At 66.7% G+C, this 25,155-nt stretch carries 15 protein-coding genes; 4 read left to right on the top strand and 11 right to left on the bottom strand.

All coding sequences use genetic code 11. The features are described from left to right. Nucleotides 1–52: 52 nt before the first annotated feature. Together PWP93_RS19135 and PWP93_RS19130 are read right to left on the bottom strand one after the other, a co-directional pair. Nucleotides 53–1,096 (bottom strand): ABC transporter substrate-binding protein, encoded by a 1,044-nt coding sequence (locus tag PWP93_RS19135; RefSeq protein ID WP_421026410.1) that lies wholly within the window; start codon nucleotides 1,094–1,096, stop codon nucleotides 53–55. A 73-nt stretch (nucleotides 1,097–1,169) separates the two neighbouring features. Next, nucleotides 1,170–2,261 carry an ABC transporter ATP-binding protein gene (locus PWP93_RS19130; protein ID WP_421026409.1) on the bottom strand — a complete coding sequence of 364 codons (1,092 nt, stop codon included), beginning with the start codon at nucleotides 2,259–2,261 and terminating at the stop codon, nucleotides 1,170–1,172. 167 nt (nucleotides 2,262–2,428) lie between these two features. Between PWP93_RS19130 and PWP93_RS19125 the strand changes: the two genes are divergently transcribed. Continuing rightward, nucleotides 2,429–3,958, top strand: coding sequence for a PLP-dependent aminotransferase family protein (locus PWP93_RS19125; protein WP_421045532.1), 1,530 nt, complete (start codon nucleotides 2,429–2,431; stop codon nucleotides 3,956–3,958). 44 nt (nucleotides 3,959–4,002) lie between these two features. Here the strand turns inward: PWP93_RS19125 and PWP93_RS19120 are convergent, their stop codons facing one another. Beyond that, nucleotides 4,003–7,863: a DUF748 domain-containing protein gene (locus PWP93_RS19120; RefSeq protein ID WP_421045531.1), complete on the bottom strand. Its 3,861-nt coding sequence runs from the start codon at nucleotides 7,861–7,863 to the stop codon at nucleotides 4,003–4,005. Nucleotides 7,864–8,116: 253 nt separating this feature from the next. Beyond that, nucleotides 8,117–9,550: a DUF1254 domain-containing protein gene (locus PWP93_RS19115; RefSeq protein WP_421045530.1), complete on the bottom strand. Its 1,434-nt coding sequence runs from the start codon at nucleotides 9,548–9,550 to the stop codon at nucleotides 8,117–8,119. Nucleotides 9,551–9,813: 263 nt separating this feature from the next. On the opposite strand from PWP93_RS19115, the gene PWP93_RS19110 reads away from it, so the two are divergent. Continuing rightward, entirely contained in the window at nucleotides 9,814–12,474 is a 2,661-nt protein-coding gene (locus PWP93_RS19110; RefSeq protein WP_421045529.1) for a heavy metal translocating P-type ATPase, read from the top strand. Nucleotides 12,475–12,501: 27 nt separating this feature from the next. Here the strand turns inward: PWP93_RS19110 and metE are convergent, their stop codons facing one another. Continuing rightward, the gene (gene metE / locus PWP93_RS19105; protein WP_421045528.1) at nucleotides 12,502–14,796 is read right to left on the bottom strand and encodes a 5-methyltetrahydropteroyltriglutamate--homocysteine S-methyltransferase; all 2,295 of its coding nucleotides are present in this window, start codon (nucleotides 14,794–14,796) and stop codon (nucleotides 12,502–12,504) included. Nucleotides 14,797–14,934: 138 nt separating this feature from the next. Here metE and PWP93_RS19100 point away from each other — a divergent pair, with 138 nt between their 5' ends. Further along, nucleotides 14,935–15,846, top strand: coding sequence for a LysR family transcriptional regulator (locus PWP93_RS19100; protein ID WP_421045527.1), 912 nt, complete (start codon nucleotides 14,935–14,937; stop codon nucleotides 15,844–15,846). Nucleotides 15,847–15,893: 47 nt separating this feature from the next. Here the strand turns inward: PWP93_RS19100 and PWP93_RS19095 are convergent, their stop codons facing one another. The 5 genes from PWP93_RS19095 to PWP93_RS19075 all read right to left on the bottom strand — a co-directional run bounded on the left by PWP93_RS19095 (nucleotide 15,894) and on the right by PWP93_RS19075 (nucleotide 21,601). Next, on the bottom strand, nucleotides 15,894–16,571 hold the full coding sequence (locus PWP93_RS19095; RefSeq protein WP_421045526.1) for a carbonic anhydrase: 678 nt from the start codon (nucleotides 16,569–16,571) through the stop codon (nucleotides 15,894–15,896). 18 nt (nucleotides 16,572–16,589) lie between these two features. Then, nucleotides 16,590–17,912, bottom strand: coding sequence for a DUF2254 domain-containing protein (locus PWP93_RS19090; RefSeq protein ID WP_421045525.1), 1,323 nt, complete (start codon nucleotides 17,910–17,912; stop codon nucleotides 16,590–16,592). A gap of 96 nt (nucleotides 17,913–18,008) precedes the next feature. Further along, complete coding sequence (locus tag PWP93_RS19085; protein WP_421045524.1) at nucleotides 18,009–19,673, bottom strand: Na+/H+ antiporter; 1,665 nt, start codon at nucleotides 19,671–19,673, stop codon at nucleotides 18,009–18,011. Between the two features lie 59 nt (nucleotides 19,674–19,732). After that, nucleotides 19,733–20,413, bottom strand: coding sequence for a hypothetical protein (locus PWP93_RS19080; RefSeq protein WP_421045523.1), 681 nt, complete (start codon nucleotides 20,411–20,413; stop codon nucleotides 19,733–19,735). Nucleotides 20,414–20,629: 216 nt separating this feature from the next. Further along, a complete protein-coding gene (locus PWP93_RS19075) occupies nucleotides 20,630–21,601 on the bottom strand; it encodes a peptidylprolyl isomerase (protein ID WP_421045522.1) in 972 nt (323 codons plus the stop codon). A gap of 412 nt (nucleotides 21,602–22,013) precedes the next feature. On the opposite strand from PWP93_RS19075, the gene PWP93_RS19070 reads away from it, so the two are divergent. Next, nucleotides 22,014–22,415, top strand: a complete 402-nt coding sequence (locus PWP93_RS19070; RefSeq protein WP_421045521.1) for a HypC/HybG/HupF family hydrogenase formation chaperone — start codon at nucleotides 22,014–22,016, stop codon at nucleotides 22,413–22,415. Nucleotides 22,416–22,430: 15 nt separating this feature from the next. On the opposite strand, the gene PWP93_RS19065 is transcribed toward PWP93_RS19070, so the two are convergent. After that, complete coding sequence (locus PWP93_RS19065) at nucleotides 22,431–25,106, bottom strand: penicillin-binding protein 1A (protein ID WP_421045520.1); 2,676 nt, start codon at nucleotides 25,104–25,106, stop codon at nucleotides 22,431–22,433. Between the last annotated feature and the right edge of the window lie 49 nt (nucleotides 25,107–25,155).

Here is a 25,155-nt window from a genome sequence, read left to right as displayed (position 1 = left end):
CCCTGCATGGGACGGCGCGTGCGGCCTGCCTCCGTTATCGCCTCGTCCTGGCTTACTTCGCGGCCCAAGAGCCGAAGCGCTGCTCGAGTTCGTCGCCGTGGTCGGTCCAGAACGTGAGGTTCTCCTGGATCGCGGTCTTGCCGTTCTTCGGCGAATTCGGCAGGTTTTCGAGCGTCTTTTCGTCGAGTGCCTTGATCGCCGCTGCGTTCACCGGACCGTAGGCGATGTGCTTCGCATAGTCCTGCTGCGGCTTCGACGACAGCGTGTACGCGATGTACTGCATGGCCTGCGCCTTGTTCGGCGAGCCCTTCGGAATCGCCCAGTAATCGAGGTCGTAAATGCTGCCGTTCCACACGACCTTGAGGTTCTTGCCTTCGCGCTGCGCGGCATCGATGCGCCCGTTATAGGCCGTCGACATCACCACGTCGCCCGCCACGAGGAACTGCGGCGGCTGCGCGCCCGCTTCCCACCACTGAATGTTGGGCTTGAGTTCGTCGAGCTTCTTGAACGCGCGATCCTGGCCGGCCTTCGTCGCGAGCACCTTGTAGACGTCCTGCGGCGCCACGCCGTCGGCCATCAGCGCGAATTCGAGGTTGTAGCGCGCGCCCTTGCGCATGCCGCGCTTGCCCGGGAATTTCTTCACGTCCCAAAAATCGGCCCAGCTTGCGGGTGCCGTCTTCAGCTTGTCGGCGTTATAGGCGAGCGCCGTGGACCACACGAAAAAGCCCGCGCCGCACGGCTGCACCGCCGCCTTCAGGTAATCGGCCTTGTTGCCGAGCTTCGCCCAGTCGAGCTTCTCGTAGAGGCCTTCGTCGCAGCCGCGCGCGATGTCGCCGGTCTCCACTTCGACCACGTCCCAGTTCACATGCTTCGCCTCGACCATGGCCTTGACCTTGGCCTGCTCGCCGTTGTACTCGACCACCGTGACCTTGTTGCCGGTCTGCGTCTGGAACGGCTCGTTGAAGGCCGCCTTCTGCGCATCGCCGTTCGCGCCGCCGAAATTCACGACCGTGAGTTCCGCGGCGTGCGCCACGCCACACGAGAGTGCGAACGCGGCCGCCGCCGCTGCAACGCGCAAATTGCCGATTTGCTTCATGGTGTAGTCCCCTTCTCCTGGATGGTTTGTTTTCGCGCGCTTCGGCGCTACCTGCGGTGGATGCTTCGTGCCGTCACGCGAAGATGCGCAGATGCTCCGGCGCGAACTCGAGCGCGACCGGCTGGCCGGGCGCGAAGGCTTCGAGCGCCTCGGTGCCGAGCGGCACCTTCACGAAGCACTCGTCCTGGTGAGGCAGACCGCAGCGCATGCGCACGTGGTCGCCGAAATAGATGAGGCTGCGCGCCTCGCCCGCGAGCGCGTTCGCGCCGTTGCCGCCGGCTTGGGACGAGAGCTTCATGCGTTCGGGCCGGATGCAGGCGACCGCATCCGCGCCCGCCTGCGCGCCCGCCACGTTGCGGCCTTTCAGGCGCGTGCCGTCGGCGAGATGGATTTCGCAGAATTCGCCTTCCACCGCGGCGATCTTGCCGCGCAGCCGGTTGCTGTCGCCGATGAAGTTCGCCACGAACTCGTTGCACGGCGATTCGTAGAGGCGGTCCACGGTATCGAGCTGCTGCACGATGCCCTTGTCGAACACCGCCACGCGGTCGGACATCGTGAGCGCCTCCCCCTGGTCGTGCGTGACGTAGACGAACGTGACGCCGAGCTTTTCATGGAGCGACTTCAGTTCGTATTGCATATGTTCGCGCAGCTGCTTGTCGAGCGCGCCGAGCGGCTCGTCCATGAGCACGAGCTTCGGCTGGAACACGAGCGCGCGGGCCAGCGCGATGCGCTGCTGCTGGCCGCCCGAGAGTTGGGCGGGATAGCGCTTGGCGAAGCCCTCCATGCGCACCATCTTGAGCGCATCGTTCACGCGCGCGGCGCGCTCGGCCATGGGCACCTTGCGCACGCCGAGCGGATACGCCACGTTCTGCTCGACGGTCATGTGCGGAAACAGCGCGTAGTTCTGAAACACCATGCCGATGTCGCGCTTGTGCGGCGGCACGTTGTTGAGCAGCTTGCCTTCGAGGCGGATCTCGCCGCCAGTGGGAAATTCGAAGCCCGCCAGCATCATCAGGCAGGTGGTCTTGCCGGAGCCGGACGGCCCGAGCAGCGTCAAAAACTCGCCGTGGTAGATGTCCAGATCGAGTTGCTTGACCACCAGCGTCTCGCCGTCGTACGTCTTGCGCACGCCCCGAAAGCTGACGATCGCCTCCGATGTCTTCATCGTCTTGTCTCCTATGTCGACCGGAGTGAATGCTTCAGCACTTCCGGCGCGGCTCAATTTATTCTCACACGAAAAAAATTAGCCGAATCTGACGTCGGATTACTATAGACGCTCAAGGCTCTATTGAATGGAGCCATTTCATTATTATCGATGGAACCACTTTTGCCATGGTCATCCTGTCCGACTGGCTCGCAGCACAACTCGACAAAGCCTCGGCTGAGCCGGTCTACCGCCAGTTGCTGCAACTGATGCAGCAGGCCATCCTGACCGGCCGGCTGGCGCCCGGCACGAAGCTGCCCAGCTCGCGCCTGCTCGCGGGCGACCTCGGCATCGCGCGCAACACGGTGCTGCACGTCTACGACCAACTGAGCGCAGAAGGCTACGTGCTTTCGAGCACCGGCAGCGGCACCTACGTCGCGGACACGCGCCCCGACACGGCCGCCGTGGGCGCGCGCCCTGGCACCCCGCTGCGCGATGACCGCGCCGCGCCGGAGCCCGGCCCGCGCGGCGACATGTCGATGCGCGGGAAGCGTCTCATCGACGAGGCCGGCGTCTCGGCCCGGCAATGGGGCGCGTTCATGCCTGGCGTGCCGGACGTGGCCGAGTTTCCCTCGCGCACCTGGAGCCGCCTGCAATCGCGGCTCTGGAAATCGGTGAACCCGGAGCTGCTCACCTATGCGCCGGGTGGCGGCTATCGGCCCTTGCGCCGCGCACTCTCCGACTACTTGCGCGTGGCGCGTTCGGTGCGCTGCTCGCCCGACCAGATCATCATCACGACCGGCATTCATCAGTCGATTGATCTTGCGGTGCGCCTGCTCGCCGACATCGGCGACCGCGCCTGGGTGGAGGAGCCGTGCTACTGGGGCGCGCGCAGCGTGCTGCAAGCCTCGGGCATCAAGCTCGCGCCGATTCCTGTGGATAACGAAGGACTTAATCCGCGTGAATCGGACCTGCGCCATCCGCCGCGCATCGCGCTCGTCACGCCATCGCACCAGTACCCGCTCGGCATGGTGATGAGCCTCGCGCGCCGCCGCACGCTGCTCGAATACGCGCGCCAGCACAAGGTGTGGATCATCGAGGACGACTACGACAGCGAGTTCCGCTACGGCAGCCGGCCGCTTGCCTCGCTGCAGGGGCTCGACGAATCGGACCGGGTGATCTATGTGGGCAGCCTCGGCAAGCTGCTGTTTCCGGGCTTGCGCGTGGGCTATATGGTCGTGCCCGAGCGGCTCGTGGAGGTGTTCCGCACCGGGGTGTCCGAGCTCTATCGGGAAGGCCAACTGATCCAGCAAGCCGTGCTCGCCGAATTCATCATGGACGGCTATCTCACCTCGCACGTGCGCCGCATGCGCACGCTCTACGGTGAGCGGCGGCAACTGCTGATCGACGCCGTGACGCAGCGCTTCGGCGACGCGCTGCCCGTCATGGGCGACGAAGCGGGGCTGCACTTCGTGCTGGGTCTGCCCGATCATTGCGACGACCGCGTGGTGACCGCGGCTTCGTATGAGGCAGGCGTGATCGTGCGGCCGCTAGCGTCGTATTACCTCGGCAAGCAGCAACGCAAAGGATTGCTAACAGGTTATGCGTGTGTGGCGCAGGAGCATATCGCGCCGGCGTTCGCCACGCTCGCGCGCGTGATCGAGGAACATGCGTTCGGTGCGAAGAGCAGGCCGCGCGCGCGCACGCGCGCGGCGTGACAAGCACCTGCGGGGCATGGAAAACACGCCCCGCATGCGGGCCCTCATTTCAGCCCGAAATCCACGCGCGTGGTCGCGCCCTTGTCGTTGATGCCCTTTGCGTCAAGCTTGGGCGCCACCACGAACACGCGGCTCGAGTCGACCTTGCCTTCGAAGTACTGCTGCACGGCCTGCGCGCGCCGTTGCGCGAGGTCGCGCAGCGTGACGTCGTCCACCGGCGCGTGCTCGGCGAGCGCCTGCTTCATGTCGTCGACGGGCAGCGTCTTCGTGAAGCCCACCATGTTGCGCGGCTTCTTGAAGTCGGCGTCCTTATAGGCCTTGGTGAGGTATTTCTCGTACTCCTTCGGATCGACCTGCACCTGCGAGATATCCACGCTCTCGCCATTGCCCACGGTGTCCTTCACCTTCTGCCTGCGCACGAGGCGGTCCACATACTTCTCGCGCAGCGCGGGCGTGTCCACGGCCGGGTCGACGCGGCCGATCAGGTCGATCTTGATCGAGGGTTTGTCGTCGAGCGCCTTCGCGATCGTGTCGAGCTTCTTGTTGTCGGCGTCGGAGAGCCTGGCCGAGCCCGGCTCGAATTCCACATAGCCGAGCTCTTCTCCGCCGCCGCCGAACGCGTTGGCGAGCAGCGAGAACGGCGCGGTCACGGCCTTCGCGATCAGGTTGAGCACCGCACGCCAGATCAGGCCGCCGAGGCTGAACTCGGGGTTCGAGAGCGAGCCCGACACCGGAATGTTCACGTCGATCTCGCCGCGCCGGTTCTTGAGCAGCGAAATCGCCAGACGCACGGGCAGCTTGGTGGCGGTGTCGTTCTCGACGTGGTCGCCGAACGTGAGCTGGTCGATAAACAAATGGTTGTTCGCCGTGAGCTGGTCGTTCGAGAGCTGGTAATGCAAGTCGACGTTGAGCTTGCCCTTCGTGATCGGATAGCCCGCGTACTTGGCCGAATACGGCGTGAGATTGGTGAGCTCGACGTCGTGGGCGCTCGCGGTGATGTCGAGCTCGGGCTTCGCGATGAGCGGATTCACCGAGCCCTTGATGACGATCGGTCCGTTCGCCGCGAGCTTGGCCGACACGTCGACGGGCGCGGAAGTGGTCGACTCGGTGCCGAACGCGCCCACCGTGCCCTGGATCTGCACGAGGTTGGCGCTGTAGTTCGGCTTGATGAAGTTGTCGGTATAGGTCACGCGGCCGTTTTGCAGCACGAGCTCGCCGAAATGCAGGCGCACCGGATGCTTGGGCGGCTGCGCTGCGGTGACCGTCGCGGATGCGGGTACCGGCGCGGAGGCCGACGCGGGCGCCGAAGCGGCTGCACCCGGCGCGCTGGCCGCCTCGGGCGACAGCGGCACTGGCTCGTGGCCGCTCGTGTCGCGCGTGAGCGACTGCGCCTGGCCGCTCTCGTGCGCCACCACGTCGTTGAGATTGAGCTTGCCTTGCGCGTCGAGCAGCACGCGCCCGTAGAAGCCGCTGAAGGTCACGCGGCTCGCGTCCACGTCGGTGCCGCGCGCGTCGTCGTAGCTCGCCTTCAGGTTCGAAAGCGCGAGCGAGCGCCAGCCCGCGAACGGGTCGGAGGTCGCCTTGTCGAGCATGCGCACGTCCACCAGCGCCGCGTCGCCGCGGTAGTTCGCCTTGAGCGCCTTGCCCTGCTCCACGGCAAGCTGCCCCTTCATGTTGAGCAGCGCGCTCGCGATCACCGCGTTGAGCTGGCTGCTGAAGTACGGCTCGAACGCGGCGGCATCGAGCCGGTTCGCGTCGATCTTGAACTTCGCCGTGAGCGGCGTGGGGTTCAGGTCGCCGTTGAGCGCGAGCGTGCCCTTCTTGTTGACGGTCGCCTTCAGGTCGATGGGCAGCGCGTGCTTCATGTCGTCGCTGATTTGCTGGACCTTGAGGTCGAGCGGTGCGACGGCGAGCGTGACCGGACGCGGCGTCGTGCTGTCCGTGAAGTTGATCGAGCCGCCGCTCACGTTCAGCGCATCGATCTTGTAGCGCCACGCCGGACCTTCCTTCACCGACTTCTGCGCCGCGCGAATCGCCGTGCGCTCGGGCGCGGCCTGGCGTCCTTGCGCAAGCTCCAGCAGATCGATCTTGCCGTCCTTCTTGCGCTCGACGTTGACGGCGAGACCGCTCGTATCCACCGATGCGATCTGCGCGGTGCGCGCCGCGAGATCGACCGCGCTCACCTGCACCGTGCCCTTCGCGAGCGCCACGATCGGCGCCTTCGAGCCGCGCGCGGCAAGCTTGAGCGCCTCCAGACCCAGCGTGCTCGCCTCCACCTTCACGGCGGCCGGCTCCTTCGCCCAGTCGGCCTTGATGGTCGAGTCGAGGCTCAGCTTGCCGTCGAGGATCTGCGCCGCGCTCACGCCGTCGAGATAGGGCTGCACTTGCGGCAGCGTCACGTCGTGCAGGGCGATCTTCGCGCCGGCGGTCTTCGCGGCAAGGCCGAAGCTGCCCGAGGCCTGAGCCGTGCCGCCGTCCCCCGCGCGCAGCGCAAGCGTGTAAGCAGCGGGCGTCTTCGCCACGGTCGAGAAGTTCGTGAGCGTCGCGGCGACGTTGCCAAGATCGAGTTCCACCGGCTTCGACGCCGCTTCATCGTGCACATGCACCGTGCCGTCCACGATCGCGAACTGGCGGATCGACAGATCGAGCGGCGGCGCCTTGGCCGCTGCCGCAGGCTCGGCCCGTGCGCCCGACGCCGCGGGCGGGGCCGCCGCGACGGCGCTCGCGGCGCCTTTCTGCTCGCCCTTCTCAGGAGACTGCGCAGGAGACTGCACAGGAGACTTCGCGGCGGCCTGCGCCGTGGCTTGGTCCCTGGCAGCCGCGGCCTTCGCCGCTGGTGCGCCCACGAGCTTCTCGACGCTGAGCACGCCCGCCTTGTCGCGCGCGATCCAGGCGTTGGGCGCGTCGATGCGAATCGCGTCGAAGCGATAGACGTTGCTGAACGGCTCGAGCGACGCTGCCGCCACATGCAGGCTGCGCGCGCCGAACAGCGGCGCGTTGGCGTTGTCGGTGGCGTCAATGTCGGCGAGATCGGTGGTTCCGGAAACACGCAGCGTGGGCTTCTCGCCCGACATCACGAAATCGAGCTTGAGGTTGGTGGAGAGCTTGCCGCTCTTGAGCGTCACCGGCAGTTTGGCGGGCGCATAAGTGAGCAGCCTGGGCAGATCGAGATCGGCGAGACGCAGTTCGACCTCGGACTCGCGCGACGCGGCGAACGGCTTGGTCTTGCCGTCGATGGCGAGCGTGCTGTCGCCGTCGATGCGCGCGCGCAGCATCGGCTGGACGAAGATATCTGTCTTCGAAGGCAGCGTGGCGATGAACGGAATGCCGAGCGACCAGCGGTCGATCACGTGCTTTTCATTGAGCAGGCGATCGTCGAAAGTGATCTGGCCGTTCTCGACGTGGATGTTCGACACCGCGAATTGCGCGCGCTTGCTGCTGGGCTTTTCGGCAGGCTTCGAGAACTTCTCGATGAGGTCGGAGAAGTTGAAGCGCTGCGCGTCGAGCCGCACGATGGTCGCGCGCGGCGAGTCGAGCCGCACTTCGTCGACGATGGGCGCCGCGCGGAAGATCGACGACCACGACGCCTGCACGACGAGCTTTTCGACATCGAAGAAGTTGCCCTGGCCGCCGCGCTCGCCGATGTGCACGCGGTCCGCCTCGAGCCGCAGCGTGTACGGATTGAGTCCGATACGCGCGATCGAGACGGGCCGGTCGAGCTGCTTGCTCAACTGTTGTTCGGCAATGTGCCGGATCAGCGGCGGCGCAGCGAAGAAACCGAGCAGGCCGAACACCGCGAGAAAGATCGCGATGCCGGTGAAGATGCGCCGTGTGCGCGGGGCGCGCGCCACGGCGCGCACCGATTGCAATGAAGTCGTCAGCGATGCTTTGTTGAGGCTTGCCATGCTTGCTGGCCAATGGCGCGGCGAAGAGCCCGCCGCGGATAGTGAAGAGAGTGAAACCGGACGGAATGCCGGAGAGTCCGACAGCCGGAAGTATAGGTCCGATGATGCTTCGCGCGTCGACAAAACGTCGGAAGGATGCGGAGCTGGCAGCCGCGCGGCGCGCGCCGGCGCGGCTGCTCAGTGAAGGGACGGCGGTCCGCCGCGCTGGCGCGCGCGCTGCCGCCGTTATTGCTGCTATTGCTGCCCTGGCCGCTTACCGGCGCTCGACTGCCGGCGGCTGCCAGGAGCCGTCCGTGGCCTGGGGCTTCGGCGCGTACATGCGCAGCACGAGGCGGAAGTCGCCCTTGGGCACCGGCACCCAGTTGGCGCCGCCGCGCGGCCGCTCCGCACTCACCTGCACGTCGAGCGAGCCATCGCGGTTGCGCCGCGCGCCGTTGCGGTCGCCAAACGCGACGCGCACGGACGCGTCGCTGTCGAGCGCGCCCTCGGGCGTATAGGCCGTGATCGACCAGAAGCCGCGCACCGGCGGCAACTGCTTCGCGCTGAAATGGATCACGTAACGGTTCGCACCGTTCAGCGTGTGGCCGTCGCTGTCCTGGGTCACGCGGGCGCGCACTTCGTCGCGGCTCGTGGGCAGGCCCGGCGACGCGTAGGCCGCGTAGGCGCGCAGCGCGTAATCGGTGCCGTAGTTGCCCGCATCGTCGCCCACCCACAGCCAGCCGTTGCCGGCGAGCAGATTCGAAGGCGGCGTGGCGACGCGCGCACGGCCGTCGGCGAAACCGGTGCTCACGCCGGCGGCATCCTTCGTGCCGGACGGCAACTGCACCGGATCGCCGGGATGCACGCCGATGTCGCCGAGAATCTTGAGCGCGTGCGGGTCCTCGGGCGCCGGCGCGTTGTCTTGCAGCGCGAGCGCGAGGCGGCTGAAGAAGCCGGCGGCGTCGAGCGCCCCGATCTGGGCGGCCGGCGTGCCCGCCGCCACCGGGTCGCCGGCCAGGCCCGCGCCGGTTTGCGCGTCCGCCTGCGCGACGCGCTTGCCGCTGCCGCTCCATGCGGAGAGCGGCGCCACGTGGATGCCGCGCTGCACGCGGCGCGCGGTTGCAAGATCGCCGCCGCCACGCGTCTCGATGCGCGCGAGGAACCAGACGTAGCGCGTGGTCACGTCCACGCGTTTCGCACGCGCGGGCAGCGCGCCCTTCCAGCCCGCCGGCACGAACGCAATCGTTTGCGCCTTCAGACCGTTCACGCGCTCATTGCCTTTCGCCGCCGTCGACCAGAGCACGTTGCTCCACATGTCGAGCGCGCGCGCATCTGCATAGCGGCCGTGCGTGTCGGGCAGCGCGACGAGCACGGGCTCGCGGCTCACGTCGAGCCAGCCCGACGAAGCCAGCGTGTCGAGATTGGGTTCGGGCGGTGTCGTGGCGCCAACCGGCGGCAGCGATTGCGCGTGGCGCAGCGTATTCGGCGCGGCCTGGCCGGGCGCATTTCCGGTGGCGGCCTCGCGCGAGATGTCCATCAGCACGAGCGGATAACCGAACACATAGGAGTCGGACACCTCGTCCTTGACCCAGCCATTGCCCTCCGGCCCGGCGCCCTGGGGCGCCGACGCACACCCGGCAATGAAGGCGACACCGGCTAGCGCGGTACAAGCGCGGAACAAGGGAAGAGTGCAGCGTATTTTTTTCATTTCTTGATTATGTGCGAAGCGGACGGTCCATGAATTGACGTCAACCGGCGTCTGACGCTGCGCGCCGGCCCCCCCGGGCCGCAATCCGATGCGCGCAGCATGGTGCCCATGCCGGCGAGTCGTATCGTATCGCCCGCATCCGCCCCTGAACAGTCTGCCGGTTGGAATTCTGCTTTGCCGCGAGTATTGCCCTTGACCTTCCCATCATGGGAACGTAGATACTGCATAAGGTCGAATACTTATCGCGTTTGCGCGTCATCACCATGAACGATCCCCTCGTCGCAGAAACCGGCGAGCGTGCCGGGCACCGCGTGGCCGAGCTCGAAATCCGCGGCATGACTTGCGCCTCGTGCGCCATGCGCGTCGAGAAGGCGCTCGCGAAGGTGCCGGGCGTGATGCGCGCGTCGGTCAATCTCGCCACCGAAAAGGCCACCGTCGAAGCCAGTGCCGATGCGGGTGGACACCCGCCTGAGGCGCTCTTGCCTCAACTCGTGGCGGCCGTGGAAAAGGCTGGCTATGAAGCCGAGCCCGTCGTGGACGCCAGCACCGGAGCCGCGTACGCCGAGACGAGCGCGGCACCTACCGCGAGTTTCGCCATCGGCGGCATGACCTGCGCGGCCTGCGCCAATCGCGTGGAAAAGGCGCTCGCGAAGGTGCCCGGCGTAGCCGGCGCGACCGTCAACCTCGCGACCGAGAACGCCACGGTGCGGCTCGACGCGCCGCTCGACGGGGGCATGCGCGAGCGCCTCGTCGCCGCTGTGCAGAAGGCCGGCTACGAGGCCACGCCGCTCGTCGAAGACGCACCCGCCGCCGCGACCGCCGGTTCCATCGCAACACACGCCGCAACAGGCCCGAGCGCAACCGGCGCTGCCCCTTCGCCCAGCAGTTCCTCGCGCGCCGCCGCAGCCGAGGCCGCCGCGCGCCGCGAGCTGCGCGAGGTGCTGATCGCCGCCGCGCTCACCGCGCCGCTCGTCGTGCCGATGTTCGGCCACTGGCTCGGCTGGCACTGGATGCTGCCGGCCGCCGCGCAGCTCGTGCTCGCCTCCATCGTCCAGTTCGGCTTCGGCGCGCGCTTCTACCGCGCCGCCTGGAAGGCCGTGCGCGCGGGCGCCGGCAACATGGACCTGCTGGTGGCGCTCGGCACCACCGCGGCGTGGGGCGTGAGCGTCTACGCGATGCTCGCGCACCCCGGCGACGCCGCGCATCTGTACTTCGAGGCCTCGGCGGTCGTCATCACGCTGGTGCGCTTCGGCAAGTGGCTCGAAGCACGCGCCAAGCGCCAGACCACCGACGCCATCCGCGCGCTCAACGCGCTGCGCCCCGAGCGCGCGCGCATCCGCGAAAACGGCGTGGAGCGCGAGGTGCCCCTCGCGCAAGTGCGCGTGGGCGCCGTGGTCGTGGTGCGGCCAGGCGAGCGCGTCCCGACCGACGGCGTCGTGCTCGAAGGCCGCAGCCATGTCGACGAATCGCTCATCACTGGCGAAAGCCTGCCCGTGCCGAAGGCCCCCGAGGACCGTCTCACGGCCGGCTCGATCAACGGCGAAGGGCTGATGGCCGTGCGCACCACCGCCATCGGCGCGGAAACCACGCTCGCGCGCATCATCCGCCTCGTGGAAAGCGCCCAGGCCGAGAAGGCGCCGATCCAGCGTCTCGTCGACCGCGTGAGCGCCGTATTCGTGCCCGCGATCCTCGTGATTGCGGCGATCACGCTGGGCGGCTGGCTGCTCGCGGGCGCGAGCGCCGAAACCGCGATCCTCAACGCGGTGGCCGTGCTCGTGATCGCCTGCCCTTGCGCGCTCGGGCTCGCCACTCCGGCCGCGATCATGGCCGGCACCGGCGTGGCGGCGCGCCACGGTGTGCTGATCAAGGACGCCGAAGCGCTGGAAACGGCGCACGACGTGAGCGTCGTGGCCTTCGACAAGACCGGCACGCTCACACTCGGCCAGCCCTCGCTCACCGCGTTCGAAACGGCCGGCGAAATCGCCCGCGCCGAGGCGCTCATGCTGGCCGCCGCCGTGCAGCAGCACAGCGATCATCCGCTCGCGAAGGCCGTGGTGAAGGCATTCAGCGCGGAATCCGCGGGTGCTGGGGGAGCTTCGGGCGCGCCCCTGCCCGCCGCCGTGCATGCGCGCGCGGTGCCGGGACGCGGCGTGGAAGCCGAAGTGAACGGCCGCTATCTGGCGATCGGCAGCGCGCGCTGGCTCGCGGAGCTCGAACTCGCCGTGCCGCCCGCGCTCGCGGCGCGCGCGCAGGCGCTCGAATCCGAAGGCAATACGGTGTCCTGGTTGTTGGGCGAACCCGCGCATTCAGCGGACCGCGCCGGCGCGCCGCCCGCGTCGAGCCGCGTGGTGCTCGCGCTGCTCGCCTTTGGCGATACCGTGAAGCCCACGGCGCGCGCCGCCGTGGCGCGCCTGAAATCGATGGGCATCCGCAGTGTGCTCGTGACTGGCGACAACGCGGGCAGCGCGCGCGCGGTGGCGGCGCAGCTCGGCATCGACGAGATCCACGCGCAGGTGCTGCCCGACGACAAGGCGCGCACGATTCGCGACCTGAAGATCCGCACGAGCGCGGTGGTCGCGATGGCGGGCGACGGCATCAACGACGCGCCCGCGCTGGCCGCCGCCGACATCGGCATCGCCATGGCCACCGGCACCGACGTCGCCATGCATGCGGCGGGCGTCACGCTCATGCGCGGCGACCCTGCGCTCGTGGCCGCCGCCATCGACATCTCGCGGCGCACCTGGCGCAAGATCCAGCAGAACCTGTTCTGGGCGTTCTTCTACAACCTGATCGGGATTCCGCTCGCGGCGCTCGGGCTTCTGAACCCCATGCTCGCGGGCGCCGCGATGGCGTTTTCGAGCGTGAGCGTCGTGACCAATGCGCTGCTGCTGCGCACGTGGCGCGAGCGCCGCGAGACGGACTAAACGCTGCGCGGCACCCGGGCGCGGGTCTCAGTGCGCCTGGCTGCGCAGCGCCTTTGCGGCCGCCACCATGTTGGTCAGCGCGGGAATCACTTCGGCCCACTGGCGCGTCTTCAGGCCGCAATCGGGGTTCACCCACAGCCGCTGCGCCGGAATGCGTTCGGCCGCCTTGTGCATCAGCTTCACGATGTGCTCCTGCGTCGGGATGTTCGGCGAGTGAATGTCGTACACGCCCGGTCCGATTTCGTTCGGATACTTGAAGTGGTCGAACGCGTCGAGCAGCTCCATGTCCGAGCGCGAGGTCTCGATCGTGATGACGTCGGCATCCATATCGGCGATCGACGCGATGATGTCGTTGAACTCCGAATAGCACATGTGCGTGTGGATCTGCGTTTCGTCGGCCACGCCGTTCGCGGTGATGCGGAACGATTCCACCGCCCAGCGTAGATACTCGCCCCATTGCGCGCGGCGCAGCGGCAAACCTTCGCGCAAGGCGGCTTCGTCGATCTGGATCACGCGCACGCCGGCCTTTTCGAGGTCGAGCACTTCACCGCGGATCGCCAGCGCGAGCTGGTAGCACGACACCGAACGCGGCTGGTCGTCACGCACGAACGACCAGTTCAGGATCGTCACCGGACCCGTGAGCATGCCCTTCATCGGCTTGTTCGTGAGCGATTGCGCGTAGGCGATCCACTCGACCGTCATTGCCCTGGGGCGGCTGATGTCGCCGAACAGGATGGGCGGCTTCACGCAGCGCGAACCGTACGACTGCACCCAGCCGAACTGGCTGAACGCGTAGCCGTCGAGCTGCTCGCCGAAGTATTCGACCATGTCGTTGCGCTCGGCTTCGCCATGCACCAGCACGTCGAGCCCCAGCGCTTCCTGCTCGCGCACGCTGCGCTCGATCTCCTTGCGCATCGCGGCGAAATAGCCTGCGTCGTCGAGTGCGCCGCGCTTGTACTGGCTGCGCGCCTGGCGGATTTCTCCGGTCTGCGGGAACGAGCCGATCGTCGTGGTCGGGAACGCGGGCAACTCGAGCAGCGCGGCCTGCTTCGCGGCGCGCTCGGCATACACGTGCTGCCGATTGCCGAAATTGGCGTCGATGCGCGCGATCGCCGCCTTCACCGCCGGGTTGTTCACACGCGGCGACCGGCGGCGAGCGTCGATCGCGGCGGCGTTGGCGGCAAGTTCTGCGGCCACGGCGCTGCGGCCTTCGTTGAGCGCCGTCGCCAGCACCTTCACTTCGTCGAGCTTTTGCAGCGCGAAAGCGAGCCACGAGCGGATCTCGGCGTCGAGCTCGTCCTCGCTCGCGAGATCGACCGGCACGTGCAGCAGCGAGCACGACGGCGCGATCCAGAGCCGCTCGCCCAGTTGCTGCGCGAGCGGCGCGAGCCATTCGAGCGCGGCGTTCAGGTCGGTCTTCCAGATGTTGCGGCCGTTGATCGCGCCCACCGACAGCACGCTCTGCGCCGGCAGCTTCTGCGCGGCCAGCGCGACTTCGGCACGGGCATTGATCGCGTCGATGTGCAGGCCGTCCACCGGGAGCTTGCACGCGAGGTCGAGGTTCTCCTGTAGTTGACCGAAATATGTCGCGAGCAGCAGCTTGACGCTGCGCTCTTCGAAGCCCTCGTAGGCCGTCACGAACGCCTCGCGCCACGCCGGCTCGAGTTCGGTCACGAGCACCGGCTCGTCGATCTGCACCCACTCGACCTCCATCACCTTGAAGTAGTCGAGCAGCGCGCGGTAGACGGGCATGATGCGCGGCAGCAGCGCGAGCTTGTCCGAGTCGTCCTTCGCCTTGCCCAGCCACAGGTAGGTCAGCGGGCCGATGATGACCGGCTTGGCCTTCACGCCCTGCGCCTGCGCTTCGCGCAGTTGCCCGGAGAGGCGCGAAAAGTCGAGATTGAACTGCGTGTCGGCCGTGAACTCGGGGACGATGTAGTGGTAGTTGGTGTCGAACCACTTCGTCATTTCGCCAGCGGCCACGCCGCCGCAGCATCCCGCGTGCTCTTGCGCGCCGGCTGCCGAGCGGCCGCGCGCGACGCGGAAATAGTTGTCGAGCTTGTCGCCGTGAAAGCCCTGCACGCGCTCCGGCAGGTTACCGAGCATGAAGCTCATGTCGAGCACCTGGTCGTAGAAGGCGAAGTCCCCAACCGGTACGAGGTCGAGCGCCTGCTGGCTGGCCCAGTGGCGCGCGCGCAATTCGGCGCCCAGCGCCTTCAGCTCATCGCGCGAGGACTCGCCCTTCCAGTATTTTTCGAGGCCGAATTTCAGCTCGCGTTTTGCGCCGATGCGCGGAAAGCCGAGGTTATGTGTCGTGACCATTTGCGCTGCCATCCGATGAAAAGTGCAGAGAAATTGCAGAAGTGGCAGCGATGATAGGGCTTACAGACGATGAAGAAAAATGGCATTATTTCATTCATCCATTAGTTTTTTTCATCTGAATCCCTATCATCGCTTTCCATGCTCGAGCGCGTCCATCTCGTCATCGTCCGCGAAGTCGCCCGCCAGGGCTCGCTCACCGCAGCCGCGGAGTCGCTTTTCCTCACGCAGTCGGCGTTGAGCCATACGGTCAAGAAAATCGAGCAGCAGCTCGGCACGCCGATCTGGGACCGCGAAGGCCGCAGTCTGCGGCTGACCCAGGCAGGGCGCTATCTGCTGTCGCTCGCTGAGCGGCTGCTGCCGCAATTCGAGCTTGCCGAAGAACGCATGAAGCAATATGCGGCGGGCGAGCGCGGCACGCTGCGCATCGGCATGGAATGCGCGCCGTGCTACCAGTGGCTGCTCAAGGTCGTATCGCCGTATCTGGCGCGCTGGCCCGATGTGGACGTGGATGTGAAGCAGCGGTTTCAGTTTGGCGGCATCGGCGCGCTGATCGGCTATGACATCGACGTGCTGGTCACGCCCGACCCGCTCAACCGTCCGGGGCTGCGTTTCGAGCCGGTGTTCGACTACGAGCAGGTGCTGGTGGTCGCGGAAAATCATCGGCTGGCGCGCGAGCGCCATGTGAAGCCCGAACAGCTGGTTGACGAGACGCTCATCACCTATCCCGTGGAGACCGATCGCCTCGACATCTACAACCAGTTCCTGCGCCCCGCGGGCATCGTGCCGCGCCGGCACAAGACGATCGAGACCACCGACATCATGCTGCAGATGGTCGCGAGCCAGCGCGGCGTGGCGGCGCTGCCGAGATGGCTCGCCGAGGAGTACGCGGACCGCATGCCGCTCGCGATCGTGAAGCTCGGCAAGCAGGGCATCGCCAAGCAAATTTTCCTCGGCACGCGCGAAGGCGATGCCGTGGTCGACTACCTGAGCTCATTCGTCGAATTCGCGCGCGAGTGGAACTGGCAGGCGCCGCGCGTGCGGGGCCAGTGACAGCGGGTCAGGCGCGCCGGCCTCATGCGAAAGCGCTTCGCGCGGCTTCAGCGCGCACGAGCGGCAAGGCGCGCAATCATCCGCTCCGCCATGGCGCGGTCGATGACTTCGAATGACCGGCTCGAGCGCTCATAGGCATACATGTTGCCCGTCGCGATGTCGAACCACCAGCCGCTCAACACGAGCGCCCCGGCCGTGACCTGCTGGCGCACAATCGGATAGGTCATCAGATGCTCGAGCTGCACGAGCACGTTCAGTTGGGATAACTGATCGTGTGGTTTCAGCCTGCCATCGAGCGGCCCCTCCTGTTCGAGGCGAAACGCGGCATTGTTGGCGTGGCACAGCCATTTATCGAGGTTCGGCGATTTCACCTTGGCGTTGCGCGAATACACGGATTTCATCGCGCCGCACTCGGAATGCCCGCAGACGACGATATTCGCGACTTTCAGCACCAGCACGGCGTACTCGATCGCGCTCGCCTCGGAAAGGTCGCCGGTCGAGACTCCATCCGCAGTCGCCGGCGGTATCAGGTTGCCGACGTTGCGCATCGTAAACAAATCGCCCGGATGCGTCGAAGCAAGCAGGTCCGGCACGACCCGGCTGTCGGAACACGTGACGAAGAGCGCATCGGGAGTCTGCGCGAGCGCCAGTTTGTTGAACTGCTCCGCGTAATGGGGCAGCATTTTCTCGCGGAACTCGACAATACCCAGAATGAGTTTGCGCATGGCTTGTCTCCAGACGCGCTAGCGACCTGCTATCGAAGCTATCGAGGCTGCCGAGCCACCGAGGCCTTGCGAGTCGGGAATGCGCGCCAGCGCCACGTCCTCGGGAAACTCCTGCTTCGACAAGATCGCGCGATCGAGCAATGCCAGTTCGACATACAACGCGTCATGACGATGCTCCGGCAAACTCTGGATGAGGTTTTCGATCGCCGCGCGCAGACGCCGCGCAATCTGAATGCTGCCCGCGCCGCACTGCCGTATCTCGCGAAAACTGATATGCACGAAATCTTCCCAGTTAGGCGTGCGCAAGATCACGCGCACCTGCCCCGACCCGTCCACGATTTCTTCGATGCGCAGCGACCGTTTTCCGACCAGCCGCAATAGCCGGTGCAGCTGGTCGATCGCCAGGACCGCCGTGGTTGGATCGTTGATCGCCGCCGACAGCGCCTTCAGCGCAATATCGACCAGGATACGAAAGGCGAACATGGGATCCTGCTCCATCGTGCGCTCCGTCCCGAAGGCGACCAGAGTGCGCAACCTGTTGTCATCGATTGCGCCCGCATTCCCGTACACATAAAACAGCGGCTCTTCGACCGCGACGAAATCGCCGACTTGAGGCGCCACTTCAATAACCGTGTTGGTGCGGCGCGCCTCGGCCACGAGCATTTTCAGGTTCACGGCCAGAACGATGCCGGACTTGCCCTGCCAACGCACGACGCGATCAGGGTCGGCTCGCACGGCATCGCGCTCGGGCGCGGCCACGAGGCCGCTGGACGGTGCGGGATAGACGCCGTCGACAACCGCGAGCCCTTGCTCGCCAACGCGAGCCACGAGACTGACCGGACGCAGGAATTTCGCGGCGTAGTCGATCAGGAAAAGAAACGCGACCACGGAAGCAAAGCCGAATAGCGCAGCGATGAACACCTGGAACTGATGCACTTCCTCCTCGCCCATCCAGCCCGCCGTTCTGTTGGCGAACAGCAAGGTGAAAACGAACAGCCCCGAAATGCCGCGGATGATGTTATCGCGGAGCAGCGTCGTGGCGATGATGCGCGGCGTGTATTGCCCGCCGGCTACCTGGATGGCGACGAGCAGCGAACCGAACGTAAACACCAGAAACGCCAGGTCCGCGGAAACGATGTCGCCGAGCAAGGACCGGGCTCCCGTCATGGACAGCCCGAAAAAGCCCGTTTCCGGATCGAGAATCCCTTGCCGGATCATCCATCGTCCGAGCATTTCGGTCAGCGGCTTCACCACGGCATAGATCGCCACGGCGATAAGCGGCACGGTCCACAGCGAGGACCTGACGTAGCTCTTCAAGCTGTATCGGCGATTCCAGCCCATGCCTGCTCTCCCCTGAGCATTCACGTTGCAGCGCACATCGGTCGAGTATCGCGGTCGGCGTGAAAACCGGTCGCGGACCACGACGGCGCCGTGGGGTCACGTCCCCGCAGGCTCGCGTGCGGTCAGCGCGGTTTCCGAAAAATCCACTTCCCGCATCAGCTTGCTCAACGTCTCGTCATTGATCTCGTGGGCGTTGCGCAATTCCAGCAGCGCAGTGCGCTCGGCACGTATTGCCGCCAGGCTGATTTGCATTTCCAGCGCTTCCACGCGGCGCATTTCGTCAGCGGAATTGCCTTCCCGGGTGAGCGTGGCAAGCCTCCGGCGATACAGGCCCATCACGCGTGCAGTCGCATCGGCGGCAAAAGCCGTCGACGACTCGCCCGTGTCCGCGGTGACGCTTCGATGAAGATCGTCGATGGCGCGCATTGCCGCTTGCGCGGCGACTTTGCGCGCGTGCTGCTCTTCGTGCGCATGCGCATCGTGTCCGTGGCCCGCACCGTGCAACAACTTCGGCAACGCGAACACCGCGACCAGCAGCGACGTCAGGATCACGCCGGAAGCGATAACGATGACCAGGTCGCGTCCCGGCAACGGCTCCCCGCTGGACAACGCAACCGGAATCGACAGCACCCCGGCGAGCGTCAGCGCGCCGCGCACCCCGGCGACCGTCATGATCGTGACGGTGCGCAGCCCCGGCGCCGCGTTGATCACGCCGTGCCTCGCGGCACCACGGCTGGCGAACCATTGCAGCAGCCAGACCCACGCGAAGCGCATGGCATAGAGCGCGAGCGTGACGGCCAGGACATAACCGATCAGCCGCCACACGGCGCCATTGCCGGTCTCGTGAGCATCGAGCAGCGCCCCGCCGATGATGTGTGGAAACTGCAGCCCCAGCAGGATGAACACCATGCCGTTGAAAACGAATTCGACCATGGCCCAGGTGTTGTTCGCGCTCACGCGTGCCGATACCGAGCTGGCGCTGGTGAGGGTCACGTAGTTCATCATCATCCCGGCGGCCACCGCCGCGAGAATGCCGGAGCAATGAAAATGTTCGGCGAACAGATAGGCGGCGAACGGGATCAGCAACGTCAGCACCACGCCGGACGCCGGGTCGCCCCCGCGAGTCACGTTGCGCAGGCGCCGTATCACGATGGCGAACGACCAGCTCACCGCAGCGCCTAGCGCGAGGCCGCCAGCGGCGATGATCAGGAAGCTGATCGAAGCTTCGCGCAGCGAGAACACGCCGGTCAACGCGGCCGCGATCGCGAACTTCAGTGCGACGAGGCCGGAGGCGTCATTCATCAGCGCTTCGCCCTCGAGAATATGCATCAGCTGCGCCGGAATGCGGTTCTTGCCGGCAATGCCCGCCAGCGCGACGGCGTCGGTCGGCGACAGCACCGCGGCGAGCGCAAACGCAACAGGGAGCGAAACGGCCGGCACGATCGCATGCACGAAGTAGCCGACCACGAGCACCGTCATGAACACCAGACCGAATGCCAGCGCCAGGATCGAACGGCGCCGCATGAAGAACTCGCGTTTCGGCGTGCGCCAGCCGTCCGCGAAGAGCAGCGGCGGAATGAAGAGCAGCAGGAACAGTTGAGGATCGAAGGTGACGGACAGACCGAACACCGGCCAGGCCAGGAAGGCGCCGATGGCGATCTGGACGAGCGGCAACGGCACCACGCCGTGTAGAAGCCGCACGACGACGCCCGAGACGGCGACCGCGAAGAGCAGGATCAAAACCGTGAAAACGATGTCCATCGGCGTCGTCAGCTTGAGAGTTTGAACGTGCTTGAACGGTCGGGTCGGCGCAGGAAGGGTCAACCGCCCAGCTTGATGATGGCGATCGTCAGCACAATGCCAAGCGCGATCATGGCGAAGCCGGCTTTCATCGCCCCTGCGCCGGCCGAGCGCCCCAGTGCCACGCCGGCGAAGAAAAGCATCGCGAGTGTGAGCACGCGTGAGGCGATGAGCGCCGTCGTCACGTCCTTGACGACGAGAAATGGCACCGCGACCGGAAACGTTCCGAGAACAACGAGAATAAAGATGCCCAGCGCGCCGATGAAATCATCCAGGACGAAATTGGCCCGGGACGGCAGCGTCGGGGCAGCGGCGAAGCGCGCGCGGAGGTGCTCGAGATCGGCATCGTCGACGAATTGCCCGAGCTTCCCGGGCAATGCATCGCGCAACGCCCGTACCGCGACTGCCGGGTCTTGCTCGCGCTTGACGGTCTGCGCCAGTTTCAGGCGCTGCCCTCGATCGACGAGCGTGCGCACGAGGTACATCACGGCATCGGCGAGACCCCACGCCAGATTGCATCCGAGCGCAGCGAAGAACATCTTGTGCCCTTCATCCACGCCCGCGGTCACCGCCTTGACGGCACCAACGAACGTCAGCGCCATGAACAGACCAAAGCATATTTCGCAGACCCGGTCGACCGTGTTGAGAATCGGTTGGCGCCGTTCAGGTTCAGCGTGTCCGGCCGGCATAATCGTGCTCATAGGGCCTCGGCTCAAGGTAAGGAACGAGACGTCGCGATCACTATCAACTGGGGCTGCTGGTACGAGCAGTATACGAAAAGAGCTGACAGCCCGGTTCCCTTATTTTGTCGGTTGGTGCGCGCCCGAGCAGCGCTGATGTTCGCAAGCAACCATGCAAAAAGCCGAACGGCGCGTCATGCGCCGTCCGGCTTTTTGCTGATCGGCCCGCGCGGGGCGTTACTGCACGATGGTCGCGCTCTGCACCAGCGACTTCACGAGCTTTGCGGCGCCCGCATCCATCGATTCCGCGATCATCTGGCGGCGGATCTGATCCTTCACGGTGTCGAACGACGGCACGCTCATGGCGCGCTTGTCTTCGAGCCTGACGACCACCCACGCCTGGCCCGATTGCAGCGGCTGCTGCACCACCCCGCCCACCGGCAACTTCGCGAGCGCGCGCGCCACTTCCACCGGCACGCCGCGCGTCTTGCCCTCGACCACCGGCGTCTTGAAGCTCACCCACGGCATTTCGCCGCCGTTTTCCTTCGAGGGGACGATGCTGAACTGGCGCGCGAGCGCATCGAACGGCTTGCCCGCCTTCGCCTGCGCAATCACGCCCTTGGCCACGGCCCGGTCGGCCAGCACGATGTATTGCGGCTTGTACTCGTACTTGCCGAGCTCGGCGTTCACGCTGGTGTAGCGCGCCCGGATCTCGCGCTCGGTCGGCTCTTTCACATGCACGTTGTCCTGCAGCCAGGACTGGATCTCGACGTCCACCTTCTGGGCGTCGCTCGCCTGCTGCACCTCGGGGCGCTGGTCGTAGTGGGCGCGCGCCGCCTGCTGGCGCACCACTTCGCGGATGATCAACTGCTGCTTGAGCGCCGCGCGCAACTGGGGCGTGTCGACGTCGTTGCCGCGGCTCACGGCCGTGCTCACCGCGCTGTCCAGCGCGGACTGCGGAATCGCCACGCCGTTGACCACGGCGATCGCTCCGGCAGGCACGCCCGTGGAGGTCGATGCAGCCGCTGGTGCAGGCGCCGGCGCGGACGCGGGCACGGATGCCGGCGCGAGCGAGAGCGCCGGCGGCGGCGCGGGTGTCGTGACGACGTCGGAAGGAAGCGGCTGGGCCTGCACGAGGCGGGGCAGCGCCGCGCCCAGCGCGGCCAGGACGAAAGCGCTCTTGCGCAGCGTGCGGATCAGGGGGGACATGCGGGACATCTCGATTCACTCCAATGGGTCAGGCCGACTGGCCCGCCGCGCATTATCGCCTGCTTGAGCCAAAAAGCCGAAACGCCGCAATCTAGCGGATGTTTCGACAGGAGACCGTCAATTCTTGTCAAAATCGCGGTTAGACAAACCCGACTTTGACGCAACTCAGCACAAAAATCGGCCTGCTTCGTGGCCGCTACGACAATTCGTTTCAAGATCAATGCCTTGGCGCGCATGCGGACAGGTTGTCCACAGCCCTTTCCACGAAATCTGGGGATAACCGTCCGCGCCCAAGTGCTTGTGCGGGGTCCATCGCTGAGTTGCTGCACGGCGGCGGGGACAATGAGACGCTGCTACCGTGCGCCGTCGCTGCTGGCCGACAAGCCGCAGATTCGCCGTATTCAGGATTGCCATGACCCGATTCACTCGTCCGCACGCGTTCGCTGCCACGCGCACGCGGCAACCATCGCAGGCCGAACGGCCGATGCCGATCGGCCTGCCCGCCCGCATCGTCTGCGCGGAGGGCCTGGCCGCCCAGGCCGTGACGCGTCACGGCGCCTGCGCCATCGATCTAGCGCGCACCGGCTCGCTGCCGGCCGGCGCCTGGGTGCTCGCGTTTCGCGGCGTGGCGCGCGCGGTCATCGACGCCGAACGCGCCCGCGACATCGACGTGGCGCTCGATGCGCTCGAAGCCATCGCCAGCGGCGAGCTCGACGACGTGCATGCGCCGCTGGGGCTCGTGCATTACTTCACGGCCGTGAACCGGGACGGCGGCGCTAACCGTTCCATTCAGAAGCGCGGTCGGGAACGGTAAGCGCCGCGCGCCGGATCAGTTGCCCTGCTGCGGCGTCGGCGGAGTGTATTGCGCGCCCGCGCTGTTGCCGGCCGCGGAATCGTCGGGCGTGGGCGTCGGCGCGAGCATCGGCTCTTGCGGCGGATACGGCGCCTGCTGGGGCGCCTGCTGGGGCGTCTGCTCCTGATGCGCGGGCTGCGCCACCGAAGCGCCACCGCTACCGGAGGCCCCCAGCACCGGCGGCTGGCCGAACATGCGCGCGATATCCGGCGGCACGGCAGGCGCCGACGCGCCCGATGCCGCGGCCGTCGCCCCCGACGCCGCTGCCGCGCCCGCCGGCGCGACGCCGCTCGAAGGCGGCACTTCGGTCGGTTCGGCGGGCGCCGGCGTCGGCGCGACAACCGGCCCGCCCGCTCGCGACGCCGGTGCATGGGCCGGCGCGCGCGGTGCAACGGCGGGCGTCTTCGAAGCGAACAGGCCGTCCATCCACGTCTTGAGCCGGTCGCGGAAAGTCTCGAACGCGCCGGGCTGGACTTCGGTGTCAAAGCGCGCGCGCGGATCGACGATGCGCGCCCGCAGCGCGCGCTGGAAGAAGTCGCCGACGATCGGCAGCGCGCTGCGCGCGCCCTCGGACTGAAGCGTGACGCGCCCGTCGTCGAAGCCCACCCATGCGCCCGCCACGAGCTGCGGGTCCATCAGGATGAACCAGCCGTCTGCGTTGTCCTGGGTCGTGCCGGTCTTTCCCGCTACGTCGGCGCGAATGCCAAAGCGCGTGCGGATGCTCGCGCCCGTGCCGCGATTCACGACGTCGCGCATCGTGTCGAGCAGCGTGCGGTCCGCCGAGGGCGACAGCGCGCGCTCGGGCGAGGCGCTCGCGAATTCGGCGAGCACTTCGCCCTTGCTGTCCTCGATGCGCGTGACCATGCGGGGCTCGAGGTACTCGCCATCGTTGGCGATGGTGCTGTATGCCGACACCATCTCCTTCAAGGTGACTGGGCTCGTGCCGAGCGCGAGCGACGGCACCGGCTTCAGCTCGCTGTCGCGCACGCCCATCGCGCGCGCGAGGCGCGCGACCTTGTCCGGGCCCACCGCCTGCATCACCTGCGCCGTGATGCGGTTGCGCGAGAACGCGAGCGCATCGCGCAGCGTCATCGGTTTGTTGCTGGGCGGCACGTCGTCGTTCGGACGCCAGATCTCGCCGCCTTCGAGCGGCATTTCCACGGCCTGGTCGACGATCGTGTCGGTGGGCTTGGCGCCATCGGCGAATGCCGCGCCATAGACGAACGCCTTGAACGTCGAGCCCGGCTGCCGGCGCGCCTGCTGCACGTGATCGAACGGCTCGCCGGCGAAATCGCGGCTGCCCACCCACGCCTTGATCTGCCCGTTGCGCGGGTCGATCGCGAGAAAGCCCGCCTGCACCGTGGTCTTGTCCTTGCACAGCCCGCGCATGAAGGTGCGGTCGGTGGCGAGCTTCTTGAGCGCGTCTTCGTCGCTTGCTCCGCCGTCACGCGCGCTCTTGTAATCCGGCGTCTCGCGCATGAAGGTCTTGAACACGTCGTTGCCCGTGGTGCAGCCATCGCGCCCGCTCCATGCGACGTTCGCGCTGCCCTGCAACTGATTGGCGTGCTGCTTGAGCGCGGCGGTGGCCATCGCCTGCAGACGCGAATCGATGGTTGTGCGCACAACCAGACCATCGGAATAGATGTTGTAGTCGTTGCGGTCGGCCCACGCGATCAGCCATTTGCGCAGTTGCTGCGCGAAATGCGGCGCGGGGCCGGGCGGCTCGGTTTGCCGCTCGAAGTCCAGACGCAGCGGCTTCTTCGAGAGCGTCGCGTACTGCGCGTCGGTGAGCTTGCCGTACTTCACCATCTGGCCGAGCACGGTGTTGCGCCGCGCGAGCGCGCGCTCGGGATTGATCACCGGGTTGTAGTAGGCGTTGCCCTTGAGCATGCCGGTGAGCGTCGCGGCCTGCAGCACGGTCAGCTGATCGGCGGAAACGCCGAAGTAGGTGCGCGCCGCCATCTCGATGCCGAACGCGTTGTAGAGGAACGGCACCGTGTTCAGATAGGTTTCGAGAATCTGCGGCTTGCTATAGACGGCCTCGATCTTGAACGCGGTGATCGCCTCCTTGATCTTGCGCGTGAGCGTGGGCGCGCGGCCGATCTCGTCGGGATAGAGATTGCGCGCAAGCTGCTGCGTGATGGTCGAACCGCCCTGGCGGTCCCCCGAGAACGTATGCAGCGCCGCGCCCGCCGTGCGCTTGAAGTCGATGCCGTGGTGCTCGTAGAAGCGGTGGTCCTCGGTCGAGATCAGCGCATCGACCATATGCGGCGAGATCTGCGAAAGCGGTACCCATTCCCGGTTCGAGGGCTTGAATTCGGCGAGCAGCTTGCCGTCGGCGGAAAGAATCCGCGCGGGCTGGTCCACCCGCGCCTTGCGGATGTCGCCGATGCCGGGCGTGAACGGAATCAGCACCAGCACGTAGAGCATGAGCGCCGCGGGCAGCGCGCCGATAGCGATGAGGATGCCGCGCCGGGTGGGATGGCGCAGATGATGTAGCCCCCTGCCGAGCCACGGGCGCGCGAGCGCGCACAGGCGCGACGCGAGGGGCTTCAGGCGGGAGGACCATTGCTCGGCTTGAGCGCGGATGAACGACACGGAACGCTTCACGCGGGGCTTCAGGATCGGCTGGCAAAGCGTGCATCGTACCAAAACTGCCGGGCATGGCTTCTATCGCGCCGATGGCCGCCCGAACCACGCC

It is taken from the genome of Paraburkholderia sp. A1RI-2L (genome assembly GCF_048957375.1).
Classification (GTDB): domain Bacteria; phylum Pseudomonadota; class Gammaproteobacteria; order Burkholderiales; family Burkholderiaceae; genus Paraburkholderia.
This window is presented reverse-complemented; position numbering and strand designations above follow the sequence as displayed.

Bases quoted from the DNA above. Each gene is read 5' to 3' on its own strand.
- PWP93_RS19090 (WP_421045525.1), bottom strand. From the start codon at position 17,912: ATGGGCTGGAATCGCCGATACAGCTTGAAGAGCTACGTCAGGTCCTCG.
- PWP93_RS19135 (WP_421026410.1), bottom strand. From the start codon at position 1,096: ATGAAGCAAATCGGCAATTTGCGCGTTGCAGCGGCGGCGGCCGCGTTC.
- metE (WP_421045528.1), bottom strand. From the start codon at position 14,796: ATGGTCACGACACATAACCTCGGCTTTCCGCGCATCGGCGCAAAACGC.
- PWP93_RS19115 (WP_421045530.1), bottom strand. From the start codon at position 9,550: ATGAAAAAAATACGCTGCACTCTTCCCTTGTTCCGCGCTTGTACCGCG.
- PWP93_RS19120 (WP_421045531.1), bottom strand. From the start codon at position 7,863: ATGGCAAGCCTCAACAAAGCATCGCTGACGACTTCATTGCAATCGGTG.
- PWP93_RS19130 (WP_421026409.1), bottom strand. From the start codon at position 2,261: ATGAAGACATCGGAGGCGATCGTCAGCTTTCGGGGCGTGCGCAAGACG.
- PWP93_RS19070 (WP_421045521.1), top strand. From the start codon at position 22,014: ATGACCCGATTCACTCGTCCGCACGCGTTCGCTGCCACGCGCACGCGG.
- PWP93_RS19095 (WP_421045526.1), bottom strand. From the start codon at position 16,571: ATGCGCAAACTCATTCTGGGTATTGTCGAGTTCCGCGAGAAAATGCTG.
- PWP93_RS19110 (WP_421045529.1), top strand. From the start codon at position 9,814: ATGAACGATCCCCTCGTCGCAGAAACCGGCGAGCGTGCCGGGCACCGC.
- PWP93_RS19100 (WP_421045527.1), top strand. From the start codon at position 14,935: ATGCTCGAGCGCGTCCATCTCGTCATCGTCCGCGAAGTCGCCCGCCAG.
- PWP93_RS19085 (WP_421045524.1), bottom strand. From the start codon at position 19,673: ATGGACATCGTTTTCACGGTTTTGATCCTGCTCTTCGCGGTCGCCGTC.
- PWP93_RS19125 (WP_421045532.1), top strand. From the start codon at position 2,429: ATGGTCATCCTGTCCGACTGGCTCGCAGCACAACTCGACAAAGCCTCG.
- PWP93_RS19075 (WP_421045522.1), bottom strand. From the start codon at position 21,601: ATGTCCCCCCTGATCCGCACGCTGCGCAAGAGCGCTTTCGTCCTGGCC.
- PWP93_RS19080 (WP_421045523.1), bottom strand. From the start codon at position 20,413: ATGAGCACGATTATGCCGGCCGGACACGCTGAACCTGAACGGCGCCAA.